Annotated in this window: 18 protein-coding genes; 8 read left to right on the top strand and 10 right to left on the bottom strand. The window is 34.6% G+C overall.

Annotated features, from left to right (window positions below):
- Positions 1–16 precede the first annotated feature (16 nt).
- A complete protein-coding gene (gene leuC / locus RM520_RS08570) occupies positions 17–1,426 on the bottom strand; it encodes a 3-isopropylmalate dehydratase large subunit (protein ID WP_311387714.1) in 1,410 nt (469 codons plus the stop codon).
- Positions 1,427–1,534: 108 nt separating this feature from the next.
- Positions 1,535–3,640, bottom strand: coding sequence for an ATP-dependent DNA helicase RecG (recG, locus tag RM520_RS08565; RefSeq protein ID WP_311387713.1), 2,106 nt, complete (start codon positions 3,638–3,640; stop codon positions 1,535–1,537).
- A gap of 46 nt (positions 3,641–3,686) precedes the next feature.
- Between recG and RM520_RS08560 the strand changes: the two genes are divergently transcribed.
- Together RM520_RS08560 and RM520_RS08555 are read left to right on the top strand one after the other, a co-directional pair.
- On the top strand, positions 3,687–5,744 hold the full coding sequence (locus RM520_RS08560) for a M1 family metallopeptidase (protein WP_311387712.1): 2,058 nt from the start codon (positions 3,687–3,689) through the stop codon (positions 5,742–5,744).
- A complete protein-coding gene (locus RM520_RS08555; protein WP_311385292.1) occupies positions 5,741–6,655 on the top strand; it encodes a patatin-like phospholipase family protein in 915 nt (304 codons plus the stop codon). Before RM520_RS08560 ends, RM520_RS08555 begins: the two co-directional genes overlap by 4 nt.
- Before the next feature lie 15 nt (positions 6,656–6,670).
- Here RM520_RS08555 and RM520_RS08550 read toward each other — a convergent pair whose 3' ends face one another.
- Genes RM520_RS08550 through RM520_RS08530 form a run of 5 tightly spaced genes read right to left on the bottom strand, consistent with a single transcriptional unit; the run spans position 6,671 to position 11,460 of the window.
- The gene (locus RM520_RS08550) at positions 6,671–7,189 is read right to left on the bottom strand and encodes a DUF7935 family protein (protein WP_311385291.1); all 519 of its coding nucleotides are present in this window, start codon (positions 7,187–7,189) and stop codon (positions 6,671–6,673) included.
- A 60-nt stretch (positions 7,190–7,249) separates the two neighbouring features.
- Positions 7,250–8,011 carry a hypothetical protein gene (locus tag RM520_RS08545; protein WP_311387711.1) on the bottom strand — a complete coding sequence of 254 codons (762 nt, stop codon included), beginning with the start codon at positions 8,009–8,011 and terminating at the stop codon, positions 7,250–7,252.
- A gap of 16 nt (positions 8,012–8,027) precedes the next feature.
- The gene (locus tag RM520_RS08540; protein ID WP_311387710.1) at positions 8,028–9,581 is read right to left on the bottom strand and encodes an FMN-binding glutamate synthase family protein; all 1,554 of its coding nucleotides are present in this window, start codon (positions 9,579–9,581) and stop codon (positions 8,028–8,030) included.
- A 50-nt stretch (positions 9,582–9,631) separates the two neighbouring features.
- On the bottom strand, positions 9,632–10,912 hold the full coding sequence (locus tag RM520_RS08535; RefSeq protein ID WP_311387709.1) for an amidohydrolase: 1,281 nt from the start codon (positions 10,910–10,912) through the stop codon (positions 9,632–9,634).
- Positions 10,913–10,923: 11 nt separating this feature from the next.
- Entirely contained in the window at positions 10,924–11,460 is a 537-nt protein-coding gene (locus RM520_RS08530; protein WP_311387708.1) for a DsrE family protein, read from the bottom strand.
- A gap of 209 nt (positions 11,461–11,669) precedes the next feature.
- Here RM520_RS08530 and RM520_RS08525 point away from each other — a divergent pair, with 209 nt between their 5' ends.
- From RM520_RS08525 to RM520_RS08500, 6 genes are all read left to right on the top strand, one after another.
- The gene (locus RM520_RS08525; RefSeq protein WP_311385286.1) at positions 11,670–14,006 is read left to right on the top strand and encodes an ATP-dependent helicase; all 2,337 of its coding nucleotides are present in this window, start codon (positions 11,670–11,672) and stop codon (positions 14,004–14,006) included.
- Positions 14,007–14,073: 67 nt separating this feature from the next.
- On the top strand, positions 14,074–14,643 hold the full coding sequence (locus RM520_RS08520; protein ID WP_311385285.1) for a hypothetical protein: 570 nt from the start codon (positions 14,074–14,076) through the stop codon (positions 14,641–14,643).
- 11 nt (positions 14,644–14,654) lie between these two features.
- Positions 14,655–15,002, top strand: a complete 348-nt coding sequence (locus RM520_RS08515; protein WP_311385284.1) for a nuclear transport factor 2 family protein — start codon at positions 14,655–14,657, stop codon at positions 15,000–15,002.
- A gap of 155 nt (positions 15,003–15,157) precedes the next feature.
- Positions 15,158–15,580: a hypothetical protein gene (locus RM520_RS08510; RefSeq protein ID WP_311387707.1), complete on the top strand. Its 423-nt coding sequence runs from the start codon at positions 15,158–15,160 to the stop codon at positions 15,578–15,580.
- Positions 15,534–15,764, top strand: a complete 231-nt coding sequence (locus RM520_RS08505) for a hypothetical protein (protein ID WP_311387706.1) — start codon at positions 15,534–15,536, stop codon at positions 15,762–15,764. Before RM520_RS08510 ends, RM520_RS08505 begins: the two co-directional genes overlap by 47 nt.
- A gap of 80 nt (positions 15,765–15,844) precedes the next feature.
- The gene (locus RM520_RS08500) at positions 15,845–16,465 is read left to right on the top strand and encodes an L-threonylcarbamoyladenylate synthase (protein WP_311387705.1); all 621 of its coding nucleotides are present in this window, start codon (positions 15,845–15,847) and stop codon (positions 16,463–16,465) included.
- A 71-nt stretch (positions 16,466–16,536) separates the two neighbouring features.
- Here RM520_RS08500 and RM520_RS08495 read toward each other — a convergent pair whose 3' ends face one another.
- From RM520_RS08495 to RM520_RS08485, 3 genes are all read right to left on the bottom strand, one after another.
- The gene (locus RM520_RS08495) at positions 16,537–17,388 is read right to left on the bottom strand and encodes an OmpA family protein (protein ID WP_311385281.1); all 852 of its coding nucleotides are present in this window, start codon (positions 17,386–17,388) and stop codon (positions 16,537–16,539) included.
- Positions 17,389–17,482: 94 nt separating this feature from the next.
- On the bottom strand, positions 17,483–18,484 hold the full coding sequence (locus RM520_RS08490; protein ID WP_311385280.1) for a glycosyltransferase family 2 protein: 1,002 nt from the start codon (positions 18,482–18,484) through the stop codon (positions 17,483–17,485).
- A 12-nt stretch (positions 18,485–18,496) separates the two neighbouring features.
- Positions 18,497–18,943 carry a type I restriction enzyme HsdR N-terminal domain-containing protein gene (locus tag RM520_RS08485; RefSeq protein ID WP_311385279.1) on the bottom strand — a complete coding sequence of 149 codons (447 nt, stop codon included), beginning with the start codon at positions 18,941–18,943 and terminating at the stop codon, positions 18,497–18,499.
- Positions 18,944–18,963 lie beyond the last annotated feature (20 nt).

Here is an 18,963-nt window from a genome sequence, read left to right as displayed (position 1 = left end):
TGTTAATTTGAAAGCCTTATGCAGTTTCCATTTCCATTAATTCTCGAGGATCAGTTACTTTACCCGTAACCGCAGCCGCAGCCGCAACTAAAGGACTAGCCAATAAAGTTCTGGCTCCAGGACCTTGACGGCCTTCAAAATTTCTGTTGGAGGTGCTAACAGCGTACTTGCCAGCAGGAATCTTATCATCATTCATTGCCAAACATGCAGAACAACCAGGCTCGCGTAGCTCAAAACCGGACTCATGTAACACATCAAGAATACCTTCTTGTTTAATTGCATCTTCTACTTTATGAGAACCAGGGACTAACCATGCTGTAACATTATCTGCTTTTTTTCTGCCTTTTACGATAGAGGCGAACGCTCTAAAATCTTCTATTCTACCATTGGTGCAGCTACCTAAGAAAACAAAGTCAATTTGTTTTCCTTTGATGTCTTCACCTTCATTAAAATCCATATATGCTAAGGATTTCTTATAAGTAGCAACGCCACCTTCAAGACTTTCTGCCATTGGTATGCCATTACTAATACCTGTACCCATACCAGGATTGGTACCATAAGTAATCATTGGTTCAATATCAGCGGCATCAAAAGTCAATTCTTTGTCAAATGTGGCATCCTCCTCGGTATACAATGTTTCCCAATAGGTCATTGCTTTGTCCCAATCTTCTCCTTTAGGTGCAAATTCTTTTCCTTTTACGTACTCAAAAGTCTTTTCATCAGGAGCAATCATTCCACCACGAGCACCCATCTCAATACTCAAGTTACAGACGGTCATACGACCTTCCATACTCATATTTTTAAATACATCGCCAGCATATTCCACAAAATAACCAGTGGCGCCAGAAGTAGTTAATTTTGAAATAATATATAAGGCAACATCTTTTGGAGTTACTGCAAAGTTTAAGTTGCCATTGATATTAATACGCATACTTTTTGGCTTAGGCTGCATGATGCATTGCGTAGACAAAACCATTTCAACTTCTGAAGTACCAATACCAAAAGCTATTGCTCCAAAAGCACCATGAGTAGATGTATGCGAGTCTCCACATACGATGGTTGCACCAGGTAATGTAATACCATTTTCTGGGCCAATTACGTGCACTATACCATTCTTTTCATGACCTAAGCCCCAATAAGGAATACCATGTTCAGCTGCATTTTTTTCTAATGCTTCTAATTGATTTGCAGATAATGGGTCAGCAACTGGTAAGTGTTGATTAATTGTTGGTGTATTATGATCTGCAGTTGCAAAAGTTCTTTCAGGATATAAAACAGGAATATTTCTATTTTTTAAACCTAAAAAAGCAACTGGACTTGTTACTTCATGAACCAAGTGACGGTCTATAAAGAAGACATCTGGGCCATTTTCTATTTTCTTTACTACGTGGGAATCCCAAACCTTATCAAAGAGGGTATTACTCATTATAAAATCTTTTCAATTTTGACTTGCTAAGATAAAAATTGTAGGCCTTTTGAACAGTATGAGGTCTTATAGAAATTACGATGTTCAAGCAATAAGCATTCGTGCTTATTAACTAATATATCCCCAAATGACTTTATCCTTTACTAAAGTGGCGTAAGCCTTTCTTATGACCAAATGTTCATTTTTTTCTAATTTTGGATCTACCTTTAATAGTTGCATCGCATAATACCGAGCTGATTTTAGAATCTGATTGTCTTTAACAATATCTGCTATTTTCAAATTTAAAAGTCCGCTTTGCTGGGTACCCAGCAAATCACCAGGGCCACGTAGCTTTAAATCTACTTCGGCAATATCAAAACCATCATTAGTTCGGACCATGGTTTCTAATCGAGTTTTTGCATCGCTTGATAACTTATGACTGGTCATTAATATACAGAAACTTTGTTCAGCTCCACGACCGACTCGTCCGCGAAGCTGATGTAATTGTGATAAACCAAAACGTTCAGCGCTTTCAATAATCATTACCGAAGCATTTGGTACGTTGACACCAACTTCGATAACTGTGGTGGCAACCATTATCTGAGTTTCGCCTTTTACAAAACGTTCCATTTCATAGTCTTTGTCTTGCGGTTTCATTTGACCATGAACAATAGATATTTGAAAATCTGGAAGCGGAAATTCCCTTGCAATACTCTCATAGCCATCCATTAAATCTTTATAATCCATAGCCTCAGATTCTTGAATTAAAGGATATACCACATAAACTTGGCGCCCTTTTTTTATTTCATCTTTGATGAAACGAAATACCTTTAGCCTGTTGGCATCGTAACGATGTACCGTTTTGATTGCTTTACGACCTGGAGGTAATTCATCAATTACAGAGATATCTAAATCTCCATAAAGACTCATAGCAAGTGTGCGAGGAATAGGGGTAGCAGTCATTACAAGAATATGGGGAGGAAGAGAATTTTTCCTCCAGAGTTTGGAACGTTGTGCTACTCCAAATCGATGCTGTTCATCTATAACCGCTAAACCTAAGTTTTTGAATTGTACTTTATCTTCTAAAACAGCATGTGTTCCCACCAAAATATTAAGTTCTCCGCTTTCCAATTGTTCATGAATTGTTCTTCGAGCTGATTTTTTAACAGAACCAGTTAAGATTGCAACTGTAATGTCCATATCCGCCAAAAGTTCTTTCAAACCATTATAATGTTGATTGGCCAATATTTCCGTAGGCGCCATCAAACAAGCTTGATAATCATTGTCGATTGCTAAAAGCATACACATTAGTGCAACAATTGTTTTTCCTGAGCCCACGTCACCTTGTAACAAACGATTCATCTGGGCACTACTACCCATATCGTTTCTTATTTCTTTGATGACCCTTTTTTGAGCATTGGTTAACTCAAAAGGCAAATGATTTGTAAAGAAAAAATTAAATTTTTCTCCAACTTGGTCAAATGGCAGCCCCTTTATCTTGTGCTTACGAATCGCTTTTTTATTGAGTAATTGCATTTGCACAAAGAATAATTCTTCAAATTTTAAACGGAATTGTGCTCTAGCCAAAAGCTCTTGACTTTTTGGAAAATGGATATTTAATAAGGCATCAGCCCTTGAAATGAGTTTTAATTCTTCAAGCAAGGATTGTGAAAGTGTTTCATCAAAGTCCGCTTTAGTTTCTATAAAAAGTTGTTGAATTAGTTTAGAGATAACTTTATTGGTAATACCTGAATTACTCAATTTTTCTGTTGATGGATAAATAGGTTGCATGCTAATTTTTAGCCCGGCTTGATGTACTTTAAGTAATTCCATTTCAGGATGCGGCATTGAAAAAATACTACCATATTTATTTACTCTTCCAAAAACGACATAAGGTTCGTTAAGCTTAATATTTTCTCGAATCCATTTATGGCTTCTAAACCAAACTAAATCCATTTGACCCGTATCATCAACAAAAGAGGCCACCAAACGCTTTCCTCTTTTTTGTTCTACCGTTTTTAAGTGAACTATTTTTCCTAAGATCTGAACATCCGCACCACTATCTTTTAACTGTCCAATTTTATAGTATTGGGTTTTATCTAAATATCTATTAGGATATAATTGAAGTAGGTCTCCAAAGGTCTCCAAACCTAATTCGACTTTTAAGGTTTCAGCCCGATTAGGACCAACACCTTTTAAGTAAACCAAAGGGGTTTGAAGGAAATTAGGATTCATAGAACTAAAATATGTAATTTGGATTGACTTTTGCTACTTTGCTTTTATGAGGTTTTTCCAGTTTGTATTTATTTTCGTTTTTACATCAACTCTTTTGGCTCAAAAGCAACCTGGTGTGGATTTTACTCATGTTGATGCAGAGATTAAACTCTACTCAGATGGTATTTCTGGTATTGTGAAATATGATTTTATTGTTAACTCGACTATTGATAGTATTTCTTTTGACGCTATCGATATGGAATTCTCCCAATTTTACCTTGATAATAAAGAAGTCAGCGAGTTCTTAGCTTATGATAAAAAGAAACTGGTTCTGAATTTAAAGTTAACTCATGGTCAATACAATGTGAAGTTTGGTTTTACTTCAAAACCCAAACAAACTCTTTATTTTTTAGGCTTTGATGATGAGATAAAGGATAATCAGCAAATTTGGACCCAAGGCCAAGGGAAATATACAAGCCATTGGCTACCTAGTTTTGATGATATGAATGAAAAGGTTGAATTTGATTTGACGATTTATTCTAATCCAAATTATAATGTTATCGCCAATGGAAGATTAACAAATTCTAAAATAGCTGGAGGGTTGAAAAAATGGCAGTTTAATATGGAAAAACCCATGAGCAGTTACCTAGCAGCTTTTGTTATTGGTAATTTTGATAAGAAAGTCATAAAGTCTAATTCGGGGACTCCAATTGAACTGTATTATGAACCTAAAGACAGCTTAAAAGTTGAACCGACGTATCGTTATACAAAAGAGATTTTTGATTTTTTAGAAAAAGAGATTGGGTTTCCTTATCCTTGGCAAAATTACAAGCAGGTCCCAGTTCAAGATTTTATGTATGCTGGAATGGAAAATACTGGAACCACCATTTTCTCAAATCAATATATGATTGACTCCACTGCTTTCGTAAATAAGAACTATGTTAATGTTAATGCGCATGAACTAGCACACCAATGGTTTGGAAATTTAGTGACCGAAGAAAGTGGCAAGCATCATTGGTTGCATGAAGGTTTTGCAACCTATTATGCGTATTTAGCTGAAAAGCATTTGTTTGGAGATGATCATTTTTACTGGAAGCTTTATGAAACGGCCAAAACCCTTCATAATTTATCTGAAAATGGTGATGGTGAAGCATTAACCAACCCCAATGCCAATAGTCTAACTTTCTATGAAAAAGGTGCTTGGGCTTTGGTAATGCTAAAAGATGAAGTAGGGGAGGAAGCTTTTAAAAATGGCACAAAGGCCTATTTGGAGAAACACCAATTTGAAAATGTGACGATTGCTAATTTTCTAACTGAATTAGAATCTTCAAGTGGTCAAAATTTATCAGGTTATAGGAAGAAATGGTTAGAATCGGAGGAATTTCCATGGGAAGAAGTAAAAACATATTTGATGACAAAAAGCTCCTCAATTCGCATGTTTTTTATGGAAAAACATCGGGAGTTAGTATCCTTTGAATTTCTCAAAACCGAAGAACCAATTCAGTATAAATTGAATTTGATAAATGAACATTTTGATAAGTATCTTGAGGCGAATTATATGTTATTATTAAGAAATAAAGAGCCTAAAATAAGGTTAAAAGCTCTTGAACTTCTAGATAATTTGTCGGACCTTTTAAAAGAAGATGCTGAATCTTTATTAAATGATTCCAGTTATTTAACTAGAGAATTATCCTTATACAAACTTTGGACATCTTTCCCAGATAATAGAATTGATTACCTCGAAAAAACGAAAAAGAATATAGGATTACCTAATAAAAATGTTCGATTGCTTTGGTTGACCTTGGCCTTAATAACATCGGAATATCAATCTGCTCAGAAACTGGAGTATTACAATGAATTAAATGGTTATACTGCTTCTCATTATCATTTTGAGGTACGTCAAATAGCCTTTCGTTATTTAAGTCAAATCCAAGCATTTAGTGATGAATCGTTAAGGAACCTTATTATTGCAACGAATCATCATGTTTGGCAGTTTAAAAAGTCTTCAAGAAATTTATTGAAACAATTAGCCCAAAATAATGAGATGAAAACACGACTTTTGAATGTTTCTTATTCAATGGCAGAAGAGGAACAGTTTAAACTTAAAAAATTAATAAATCCATGAGGGCATTGGTGATTTCAGGTGGTGGTAGCAAAGGTGCTTTTGCAGGAGGCGTCGCACAATACCTTATTGAAGGATTGGGTAAGGAGTACGATATTTTTGTGGGCACTTCTACCGGTAGTCTTTTGATTTCACATTTAGCATTAGGCAAGCTTGACAAAATCAAGGAAATATATAGTAATGTCAATCAGAAAAGTATTTTTAATAGCTGCCCATTTGTAGTGAAAAAGAAATATGGTATTGATGAAATTTCTATCAATCATTGGAACGTAGTGCGAAATTTTTTTCAGGGTAAAAAAACATTTGGAGAAAGTGAGAATCTTAGAAACCTGATTGAAGAGAGTTTAACTTTTGAAGAGTTTCAGCAATTACAAGCTAATAGTCCCGATGTTGTGATTACAGTTTCTAATTTATCTCTAAATCAAGTAGAGTATAAATCAATAAAGGAATGTGATTATGATGATTTCTGTGATTGGATCTGGGTTTCTGCCAATTATATTCCCTTTATGAGTTTGGTTCGAAAAAATGGTTGTGAATATGCAGATGGCGGATTAGGCAGTATAGTGCCTATCGAAGAAGCAATTAGAAGAGGAGCAACCGAAGTTGATGTTGTCGTATTGCATACTGAGGTAAATTATATGAATCGAGTACCGTCTAGAAATCCTTTTGAGCTTTTGACCAGTATGTTGAGTTTTATTTTAGATAGAATTGAACACCAAAACATTAGGATTGGCAAATTAGTGGCAAATCAAAAAAACGCTATAATTAACCTTTACTATACACCAACAATATTAACTGTTAATTCCCTGATTTTCAATAAGAAAAAAATGACGCTTTGGTGGAAAAAAGGGTATCTCTATGCTAAGAATAAAAATATAGAGAGTATGCCAATCATTCCTGATTTAAAAGAATAATCTATAAACTTAAGCTTACCATAGTTCACCAATCTCTTTCTTTACAAAAGAGAGTGCCGTAGCGGAAGGTGATTGTTTTTCCATAGTTTTGTTCAAAATATCTTCACGAAGTTTATCTGCTGAATCAGATTCGCTCATTCCTGCTGAACGAATAATTTGAATAGTTGCATTTTTAGCAGCTTTTATAACATTCCAACATTCGTCAGTCATATAAATTTGTTGAGGCAAATTATGGTCAAACTCATTTTCCACCTGTTTTATAAGCAGGTTTTCATATTTGGCTTTATCTTGACTTTGTGGAGCAACACGAACGACCAAACTATTAATTGAAATACGCTCTAAAAATAGAGCCATACGTTCATAAGCTTGTAACCTAACAGGTAAGGTATCTTTTTGTGAATCTTTATGAAGTAAGAATCTTCTTCGTCCTTCTTCATTATTTGTATGCATTCTAAAAAAATAAAAAGCTATTGCACCAGTAACAATTGAAGGTAATAAATAGGCAAATAGTTGGAAAACTTGATCTCCGCTCATGGTTCATTTTGGTTTTAATGAAAATAGAACGCCAATTTTGGGCTAAAAGTATATTGAATTCTATTGAAATTCTTTTTTTACCATTTCATAAAATGCGGCATGGTTTGGCGCAATTCTTATAGAAATACCTTCTTTAAAATTACCGTCTTTAACTAAAACTTGTATTCTTTCAGAACCAACTCCATCCGTTTTAGTCAGCGCATTTGCCACAGCGCTAGCTTGAGCATAAGTGACGTCTAATTCTCCTGTAATATTTAAACCTTCCACAATTATAGAACGGTCAGGGTTTGCTTTTATAATCTCACTAATTTTAGAGGCCCAAGTCAGTCCAATTTCAGTTAGCGTTGCACCTGAATCTGATCCGAATAAATTATCTAAAGAATTTGAAATAAGCGCACTACCATTAGAAACACCGGCTTTCGCGTCAGGACCCATAGTTTGTTTTACTTGCGTAAATATGGCAATAGCGATAGAATCGTTTTGCGAAAATGTATCAGTAATTACCCTAAGTTGTTCTTCTTTTTTCTTTAAGCTATTAAGTGCATTACCAACTGATTCTGTGTTTTGCTTAGAAATTTTAGAAAAATTGGTCAAATTTTGTAATAAAGTAGCATTAGCAGCCCGCAAATCTTCATTTTCTTTTTCGAATAGCTCGGCTTTTGAGTTTGATTTGTTTATTTGTCTTTGCGCTAATGACACGGAATCATTTAATGACATGATTGTCTTTTCGAGTTCTCCGATTTCAGCGATAAGTTCACTCTTTTTTTGTGCCGATATACTGGTAAATACTAATAAGATAACAAGGGGTAATAGTCTTTTCATGCTCTAAAGGTTTTTATTATTGGCCTCCTAAATACGCACACTCCATTAAGGCTTGCATATCTGTAAAAGGTACTGGTGTTTTTTCATAACCGTAAACAGTTCTTAAATCACTACTAAGATAGTCATCATCTACGTTTACTTGAATATCTTGCATGGTAAATTGAGAAGGATGTTCATAACCAGCGGCTCTGGTAATCTCTAAAAACTCTTTTCTAAATGTTTTAAAGTATTGCGCAAGCCTGTCTGATTTTAAAGGAACGTTAATACCATTTTGCAACCATTTACTTTGTGTAGCCACACCAGCAGGGCATCTATTTGTATGACAAATTTGTGCCTGAATGCATCCAATACTCATCATTGCTTCTCGAGCAACATTTATACAATCAATGCCCATTGCAAATGCCATGGCAGCTTTAGCCGGAAACCCTAATTTTCCACTACCAACAAATACAATTCGTTCCGTAAGATTTTTATTCTTAAAAATTTTATACAAACTAGCAAAACCGTAAACCCAGGGAAGTGATACATGATCAGCAAAACTTGGGGGAGCTGCACCAGTTCCGCCTTCACCACCATCTACTGTAATAAAATCAGGTCCTTTTCCTGTTTTGACCATTAAATCAGCAAGTTCTTCCCATTGTTGTAGTTTACCTATGGCTGCCTTGATACCAACAGGAAGTCCTGTTTCTTTTGCGATAGCCTCAATTAATTGCAATAACTCTGATATAGAATTAAAAGCCTTATGGGTAGCTGGAGATAACACATCTTTTCCAACTTCAACACCTCTAATGTTTGCAATTTCCTTGGTTATTTTTGCGCCAGGAAGTACGCCACCTTTGCCTGGTTTGGCCCCTTGAGATAGTTTTATTTCAATAGCCTTAATACAAGGGTTCTCATGAACTAACTTTTTCATTTTCTCCATAGAGAAGTTACCTTCTTTTGAACGCACCCCGAAATAACCTGTTCCAAAATGAAAAACTACATCACCACCTTGCTTGTGATACGGTGAAAGACCACCTTCACCAGTGTTGTGATAGGCATTTGCCTTGTGTACTCCTTTATTCATGGCCTCAACAGCTGCTGCCGATAGCGAACCAAAACTCATGGCAGAGACGTTTATTACGGATGCAGGTCGAAAAGGTTTTTCTCTTTTGTTATAGCCACCAATTACCTTTGCGCATGGTAAAAAGTATGGATTATTAATATTCGGATGGTCTTTCGGAATTTGATAACCAATCATAGCGTTCTTTACGAAAATATGTTGGTGTGCATAGATATCTCGATCGGTTCCAAAGCCTTCGTAATTGTTTTCCTTTTTAGCTGAGGCATAAATCCACCCCCGCTCGATACGATTAAAAGGAAGCTCTTCGCGATTATTAGCAACAAAATATTGTCGCATTTCTGGCCCAATACTTTCTAACCAATACCGTAAATGACCTACTACTGGAAAATTATGCTTAATGGTATGAGAACGTTGAAAAAAAATATCCCAAATAGCTACTAAAACAATGAAGGCAATAACCCAAAGCCACCAAGGGATACTAGTAATTAAGGTTCCAATACTATCCATATACAATTCCAATAAACAGATTCAATTTTTTAATAAAAATAAATTATAAGCTACTTTCCAGCAGATAAATAATCTAACGTTAATTCCGTCATTGCTTTTACTCCTAATTGCATTCCGGCATCATCAATCAAAAAATCCGGAGTATGATGAGGAAAAGATTCTGTTGTTCCTGGAGTCATTCCACCTAAAAAGAAAAAGAAACCAGGAGCTTCTCTTTGAAAATAAGAAAAATCTTCTGCTCCAGTAATTGCCTTTTGAGTAACAACCATTTCTTTACCAGCAACACGTTCTAAAGTTGGTAACATTTGAGTCACTAATGCTGGGTCATTGTAGGTAATATCCGTAGCATCATTAATTTCACAAGTTGCTGTTCCACCATAAGCTTTGGCAATAGTTTCTACCATTTCAATCATTCGTTTGTTCAGCTTATCTTTCATATCATAATCCAATGTTCTAATAGTTCCAATCATTTCTGCACTTTCAGGGATTATATTGAAACGAACTCCACTTTTTATTTTTCCAACGGTAATCACCGCAGCTTCATTAGTCAGTTCTGTTTCACGGCTGATTATGGTTTGTAAACCGTCAATAATCTTAGCACTAATTAAAATAGGATCAACACCCCCCCATGGTTGCGAACCATGACTCTGTTTGCCGTTCACCTTAATTGTAAAGCTTTGAGCAGCGGCCATTGTTCCGCCTGACTTATAGCGAATCATATTCACAGGAGTTTGTGAATTAATATGCAAGCCAAAAATGGCGTCTACCTTAGGGTTTTCCATAACACCTTCCTTTACCATTAATAAAGCACCACCTTCTTCTCCTGGCGGTGGTCCTTCTTCTGCTGGCTGAAAAATAAACTTTACGGTACCATTAATCTTATCTTTATTCTTAGACAAAACTTCGGCAACACCCATTAAAATAGCAGTATGTGTATCATGACCACAGGCATGCATAACACCAACTTTTTCTCCTAAAAATTCAGACGTAACATTAGACTTGTATGGCAAATTATTTCTTTCTGTAACTGGCAAAGCATCAATATCAGCCCTTAAGGCAACTACTTGTCCTGGGTTGTCACCTTTTAGTAAACCAACAACGCCAGTATAAGCAACTCCGGTTTGAACTTCAATCCCTAAAGACTTAAGGTGATTAGCAATTTTTTCAGCTGTTTTAAACTCTCTATTTCCGAGCTCTGGGTTTTGATGAATGTCATGACGCCATTCTATAACTTTGTTTTCAATTTGTTCATAGTCTTTTTCAAGGTTAGGTCCTTGTGCAAACATACCTGAGGTTAAAAGACAAATGCCGATTAGTACTAATTTATTCATAACTGTTGGATTTAAAATTTTATAAGACGATAACCGTCATTTTGTAATTGTATTAATGCAGTCATTGCTGACAGGGATAATTGCACTCCCGGGACTGTTTCTTCTATTGGAAAATTTCTTGAAAGTGATGACTGCCCACAAAATACAAACTCTACTCCAGCCTCTATTAGCTGCTGTACCATTTCAGCATTCGGATTGTCGGTTCCGTAACGAGCTTTATAAGCCTCATTGGTAATAATATCTTTCGACGCTTTGTTATGCACCACAACAGCAACCTTCATATTTTCTTTTGAAACTCCACTTTGCCCATGCATATTTAAAAAACGAGCAGCAGTTTCAATACTTGCATTTCGTTGATTGACATCTTCTGGACTATTCATAATATCAAAAACAACCTTAAACTCCGAATCTAATTTTACTTGATAATCAAGGTTTTTAATACTCCAAACTTTACCATAATCTTTAATGATAGGTCCCGTTTTCTTTTCTTGGCTAAAAAGAAAAAACGTAAGAAAAAATGTTAGAAATACTGGCAGTGATTTTATCATAAGGTCTAAATATATTTAAATATTAAGGAAAAACCATTCCTGTTTAAAAGTATTTAAAGCTTAGTTTTTGGAAACGGAACAGATTGGCTAATTTCACTCGATGATGGTGATTAGAATGCTACCAGACTTTCTTTGTGAGTCTAAAATTGTATGCTATCAAATACTACTTGAATTATATTTGAAGTAGTTAATTTATTGAGTTTTTATTTGTGGAAGAAGAAATAGCATATTTAAAAGGATTGAACGACGCTCAACGTGAGCCGGTTTTACATAAAGACGGTGCCTTAATGGTCATTGCGGGAGCAGGATCTGGTAAAACGCGTGTTTTAACTTATCGAATTGCACATTTAATGGCGCAAGGAGTAGATTCATTCAATATTTTAGCTTTAACATTTACGAATAAAGCAGCACGCGAAATGAAGAAACGTATTGCTGATATTGTAGGTAGTTCTGAGGCCAAGAACCTATGGATGGGAACTTTTCATTCGGTTTTTGCTAAACTCTTGCGTTTTGATGGTAGCAAATTAGGTTACCCAAGTAATTTCACCATTTATGATACTCAAGATTCTCAAAGATTAATCGCGTCCATTATTAAAGAAATGGGCTTGGATAAAGATATTTACAAGTACAAACAAGTTCAAAACAGAATTTCCTCATATAAAAACAGTTTAATTACTGTAAAAGCCTATTACCAAAACCCTGAATTAGTAGAGGCTGATGCCATGGCTAAGCGTCCCAGGCTTGGAGAAATCTATCAAAACTATGTGGACCGATGTTTTAAAGCTGGAGCCATGGATTTTGACGATTTATTGCTTAGAACCAATGAGCTATTAACTCGTTTTCCAGAGGTTTTAATGAAATATCAAGACCGGTTCAGGTATATTTTGGTTGATGAGTATCAAGATACCAATCACTCTCAGTATTTGATAGTAAAAGCTTTGGCTGACAGGTATCAGAATATTTGCGTTGTAGGCGACGATGCTCAAAGTATATACTCTTTCCGAGGGGCCAATATTAGTAATATTCTCAATTTTCAAAGAGATTATGAAGATGTGGGGATGTATCGTTTAGAACAAAATTACAGATCCACTAAGAACATCGTTAATGCGGCAAATTCTATAATCTCCAATAATAAAAATCAACTTGAAAAAGTTGTTTGGACTGCGAATGATGAAGGAAACAAAATCATTATCCATCGTAGTATTACTGATGCTGAAGAGGGTAGGTATGTAGCTTCTTCCATTTGGGATAATCGAATGAATCATCAAATGGGAAATGGTGAGTTTGCAGTTTTATACCGAACCAATTCTCAATCAAGGGCTATTGAAGATGCTCTTCGTAAACGAGATATTCCCTACCGAATTTATGGGGGACTTTCGTTTTATCAAAGAAAGGAGATTAAAGATGTCTTAGCTTATTTGCGTTTAGTCATCAACCCCAAAGATGAGGAGGCACTAAAACGGGTGGTAAATTTTCCAGCAAGGGGAATAGGACAGACGACCATTGACAAATTGGTTGTAGCCGCTAATCATTACGGTCGTTCCATATTTGAAGTAATGGATAATTTACCTAAGTTGAATCTTAAAATCAACTCAGGTACGCAAAGAAAACTCGAAGATTTCGTAACCATGATTAAGAGCTTTCAAATTATGAATGAAGGTTCAGATGCTTTTACCTTGGCTGAGCATGTTTCTAAAAAAACCGGCCTATTATTAGAATTTAAAAAAGATGGAACTCCTGAAGGCATTGGTCGCATGGAGAATATTGAAGAGTTATTGAATGGAATTAAAGATTTTGTTGAGGGACAAAAAGAACTTGCTGATGCTACTGGTAACATTTCAGAATTTTTAGAAGATGTTGCTCTTGCTACCGATTTAGATAAAGATACTGGTGATGATGATCGAGTGGCATTAATGACAATTCACTTAGCAAAAGGCCTAGAGTTTCCTTACGTATATATCGTTGGGATGGAAGAAGATTTATTCCCTTCTGCTATGAGCATGAACACTCGAAGTGAGTTAGAAGAAGAACGAAGATTATTTTATGTTGCTTTAACTAGAGCAGAAAAACAAGCCTACCTCACCTATACTCAGAACCGATATAGATGGGGTAAATTAATAGATGCGGAACCTAGTCGATTTTTAGAAGAAATTGACGAACAATATGTGGATAATTTAACCCCTGTAAATGATGGTTACAGGTATAAATCAATGATTGATGCAAATATTTTTGGTGAAGTTGATAAAAGTAAACTGCGTCAAGTCAAACCACAGAACGGAACACCACCACCAGTAGGATCCCCTAATGCAAATCAACTACGAAAACTTCGTAAGCTAAAGCCTGAATTAAGTAAACCTTCAAAAAGCACCAATGTCATTGACCCGAATTTAGAAGAAGGATCATTAGTAAATCATACAAGGTTTGGAAAGGGTCAAGTATTAAAAATTGAAGGTGTAGGCAATGACAAAAAAGCTGAAATTAAGTTTGAACGTGGTGATATAAAAAAATTATTACTTCGTTTTGCTAAATTAGAAGTGCTTTCTTAAACCTGCATTTTTTAGTTCAAAAGGAAAGCTAAATTTTAAATCGGAATATTGAATTAAATATACTCCAATGCATAAAAAATTAGTTTTTCTATTCATAGCAATCATATTTATTTCATGTAAAAGTGAAAATCAAAAGCTAAGTAAACTTCAAATTGCCAAACAGTACTATAAGGTTTTGAGTAATTCTGACGATTCGAAGATTGCTTCATTATTAACAGATAGTCTTTTGACTAAAGAAACAGAATACGATTACGAGCAAACATTTTCTTTAGCGCAGTATAAGGATTGGCTTAAATGGGACGCAATGTTTGAACCCAAATATGAAATTATTGATATTGTTTCTGAAGGTGATATCGTAAAAGCTCAGATTTCAAAGACTGACAAAAGAATTTTGTTTCTTCACGAAGAACCAATTGTTACCAATCAAGTCATCCGATTTGATAAAGATAAGATTACAAGCATTGAAACCACTAAGTATATAGTATTCAATGATTCATTATTTGTGAAAAACAGAACTAATCTTTTAAACTGGATGGATGAAAACCAACCAGAACTTAAAGGTTTTATTTATGATCAAACAGAGGAAGGAGCTTCAAAGTATTTACAGGCTCTCGAATTATATACTAATCGTCAATAGTCTTGTTTTAAATGAAAAGTCTTTCTAACAAAGAATTGTGCATTTTCTATTTAAAAAAGTATGCGAAAAAAGATATTAATGGAGTAGCAGCCCTTTTTGATGATACCATCGTTTTGCGTGATTGGAAAATTAGCGTTGTTGGTAAAGACGAAGCTTTAAAAGAAACACAGAAAAACTTTAACAATGTTGATTCCATTACCATTGAGGTATTATCAATGTATGAAAGCTCCAATACAATTGTAGCCGAGCTTAAAATAACAATAGATAAAAAAGAGGAACTTTATGTTGTAGATGTAATTTCTTTTAATTCTAGTTCCAAAATTGTTTCTATCAGAGCCTATTTAGGACGGGGTGATTAAAAGTTAAAGCCAATTACTTAAGTATCGTAGAGTTTCAGTCAACTTTATTTTATCAGATTTCAGGGAATTTAGATGTATCTAAATAATTGAACTTTGCTGATTGGTTATTCAAAACAAATATTTAATTATCACGTTTAAACTAAAAACCTAACCAAATGATAGTATACGGATATCGTTCTACACACCTTAAGAGTGCTCCATTACCAAATACAAAATGCCCAAATTGTGAAACCCCAAATCAAATGACAGCCAGTGTTTATGGTCGTCATGTCCATATTTTCTGGATACCTTTATTTCCGGCTGGTAAAACGGGGGTTTTTGAATGTCAACATTGTCATAAAGGGTTCAAAAAGAAAGAATTGAACGATGATGGCAAAATGGCTTACAAGAATTTCAAAGGCTCGGTAAAAACACCAATTTGGAAATATTCGGGATTAGCTTTGATAGCTATTGTTATTGCTTTTGCTTTTTATTCCAACTCACAGGATAAAGCACGAACTGCTGAATATTTGGAACAGCCCGCTATGTTTGATGTATATACCTTCAGAACTGAACAAAATTACTATTCAACTTTTTAAAGTACTTGAAGTGTTTGATGACAGTATTTACGTAAACTATAATAGTTTAGAAACAAACAAGCTAACAGGAGTAAGAGATATTGACAAAACTGAAAATTATATTGATAGTCTTTATTATGTTTTAACTCCGGATAATATAAAAATGCTGCAAGAGTCCGGAGATTTAATGAATATAAAACGTTAGGTCATTACATCAGAATTACACTGACCATTTTATAATCAAGAATGATTACTTTCACGACTGTTTTATTCAATTGAAAAAGCTTGGCAGACTTCATTAAAATATATGAAAACAACCCTAGTCCTAATCAGATAGATAAAGTGGTCAAGGTGCTTAGGGGTGGTGGTCTAGTGATATACCCAACGGATACAGTTTATGGCCTTGGCTGTGATATCACCAAGTCAAGGGCTTTAGAAAAAATAGCCAGAATAAAAGGAATCAAACTTCACAAGGCCAACTGGTCTTTTATTTGTGCAGATTTAAGTAATCTTTCTGATTATGTAAAGCAAATTGACACAGCAACATTTAAAATTCTTAAAAGAGCCTTACCTGGACCTTATACTTTTATTCTCCCAGGTAATAATAATTTACCTAAAGATTTTAAAAAGAAAAATACTGTTGGTATTCGTGTTCCAGACAACACTATAGCTCAAACCATGGTGCGGGAACTAGGTAATCCGATAGTATCTACATCAATTCATGATGAAGATGATGTTTTGGAATATACTACTGATCCTGAATTGATTTTTGAAAAATGGCAACATTTGGTTGATATTGTAATTGACGGAGGTTACGGTGATAATACAGCTTCAACAATTATCGATTTATCAACAGATGAACCTGAAGTTGTAAGAGAAGGCAAGGGTTCTTTAGATATTCTATGATTCTATTTAAAAAATTATCAAAAAAAAGAGCGACTGTTAGGTCGCTCTTTACATGTATTATAATTAAAGGTCTATTCGTTGATAGCGGGGTCTTTCATACCTTCTTCAATCATACTATAGAATTGGTCAATTTTTGGAAGTACAACAATACGTGTTCTTCTATTTTTAGACTTGTCTGTAGTTGAAACAGGAACAAATTCTGCACGACCAGCAGCGGTCATACGCTTAGGGTCAACACCATAATCATTTTGTAAAATACGAACGATGGCAGTTGCTCTTTTTGCACTTAAATCCCAGTTGTCTAGTAACACACCTTTTCTGTAAGGTACATCATCAGTATGGCCTTCAACCATGAACTCAAAATCAGGCTTATTGTTAACTACCTTAGCCACTTTTCCTAAGACATTTTTTGCAGCAGCTGTGATGTTATAACTACCACTACTAAACAATAATTTATCTGAGATAGAAACAAAAACAACACCCTTTTCAACGCTTACTTCAATGTCTTCGTCATCAAGATTTCCTAAAACACCTTTTAAACTTTGAACTAAAGAAAGGTTTACTGAATCTCTTCTCGTTACCGCATCTTGTAATCTACGTATGGTCAAATCTTTCTCTTGAAGACTTTCTAAAGATTTTTCTAAGTTTTCAGCACCTTTTGCTGTTAAGGTAGTTAAATCTCCCATGTTATTAATCAACTCTTGATTGTTAGCACGTAAGAATGCATTTTGATCTTCTAATGCTTCCATTTTCGAAGTTGCTGATGCCTTTTCTTCTAAACAATCATTCAGTTTTACTGTTGCTGAATTTAACAAATCTTGAGCTTCTTTATGCTGAGCTTCTAGTTCTGCATATTTTTTCTGTGACACACAAGATGTCAGTAAGACTGCTGCACCTAGAGTACCTAAAACTAATTTTTTCATAAATGAATAATATTATACTGGTTAATTAAATACACTTTAATTTCAATAAGGTTCAAAATTATAACAATTGCAAATTGTCAAGTTTTCAACACCGTTAATCTTTTACTAAAATGTTAAAATTCTTCACTTGATGTACGAAATGAGACCACACAATGGACTTCGTAACATGATAATTTAATACAAAATTAGCTTTTTCACGTTGCTTAAAGACTCTAGAGAAATTTCTATAAAAGCTGAAGTGGGCTCTTAAAATCGCAAAACTATGCCTTGGTTTTAGTTGAAAAGCAAAATGTAATGCTGCTACTCCGTCAAGCAATAAACGAATGAAAATGAGCTTAAAAGCATTCTTTGTGGGTAAATTTTTAGTAATAGAGTATAAAGAATTTCTAAAATTTAAAAAGGTTTTATTAGGGTTTGAGTTTTTTAGAGTTGATCCTCCTAAATGATAAACATGACTTTTACCCGTGTAATAGATCTTATGACCTATATTTTTAGCCCTCCAACATAAATCTATCTCTTCTTGATGAGCAAAGTAGGATGCATCAAAACCATTTAATGCCTCAAAAACATTTTTTCTAATGAACATGCAAGCACCTGTTGCCCAAAACACTTCAGTAATATCATCGTATTGTCCAGTGTCTTTTTCTAAGGATTGAAAAATACGCCCCCTACAAAAAGGGTAGCCGAGTTTATCTATGAATCCTCCGGCAGCTCCCGCATACTCAAAATATTCTCTATTTTTTAAATCTAAAATCTTAGGTTGGGCAATTGCGACTTTCTTATTGGTTGTAAAGAGTTCCATAACAGCTTGAGTCCAATCTTCGGAAACCTCTACATCTGAATTCAATAAACAAAAGATATCGCTATCTACATGTTTAAGGCCTTCATTGTAACCTCCTGCAAAACCTAGATTTTCTTTGTTCTGAATAATTGATACCTCAGGAAAATTGTTTGAGAGAAGTTTCACAGAAGTATCAGTGGAAGCATTATCAATCACATAAATTGAAGCATTAGAAGAATATTCCAATACTTTAGGAAGATATTCTTTTAACAGCTCTACACCGTTCCAATTCAATATAACAATTGCTAGTCTCAAAACGTGAGCAAATTAACGGCTAAAATCAGGAAATTCCTTTAGAAATGTATATTTTTCTTCTTCATGATTCATTTGGCAATAATAATGATTCAGACCATTAGTAACCATTAAATAGTCTGCCTTTAATTTTACATTATAAATTGCAATTTGATCAAAAACCTTTTGAGAAATTTCAACTTCAGGAGCTTTGCATTCAATAAGTATATTTATATCACCTTGGGCATGGAATACTATTACATCGTATCTTTTTTTTAATCCATTGATAGTAAGCTGCTTTTCAATATTTATTAAGCTCCTTGGATACCTTTTGGTTTCTATTAAGAAATGAATAACATGTTGTCTGACCCATTCTTCGGGTTGCAGTACCACAAATTTTTTACGGATAACATCAAAAATATAGGTGCTATTTTCGGTATTTTTAAGGCGGAAATGATATGATGGAAAATTGAGCCCCTGCATATCACAAAATTGATGATTTT

Source organism: Croceitalea vernalis, assembly GCF_031846405.1.
Lineage (GTDB): Bacteria > Bacteroidota > Bacteroidia > Flavobacteriales > Flavobacteriaceae > Croceitalea > Croceitalea vernalis.
The sequence above is the reverse complement of the archived record's forward strand: the minus strand, read 5'-3'. Positions and strand labels throughout refer to the sequence as shown.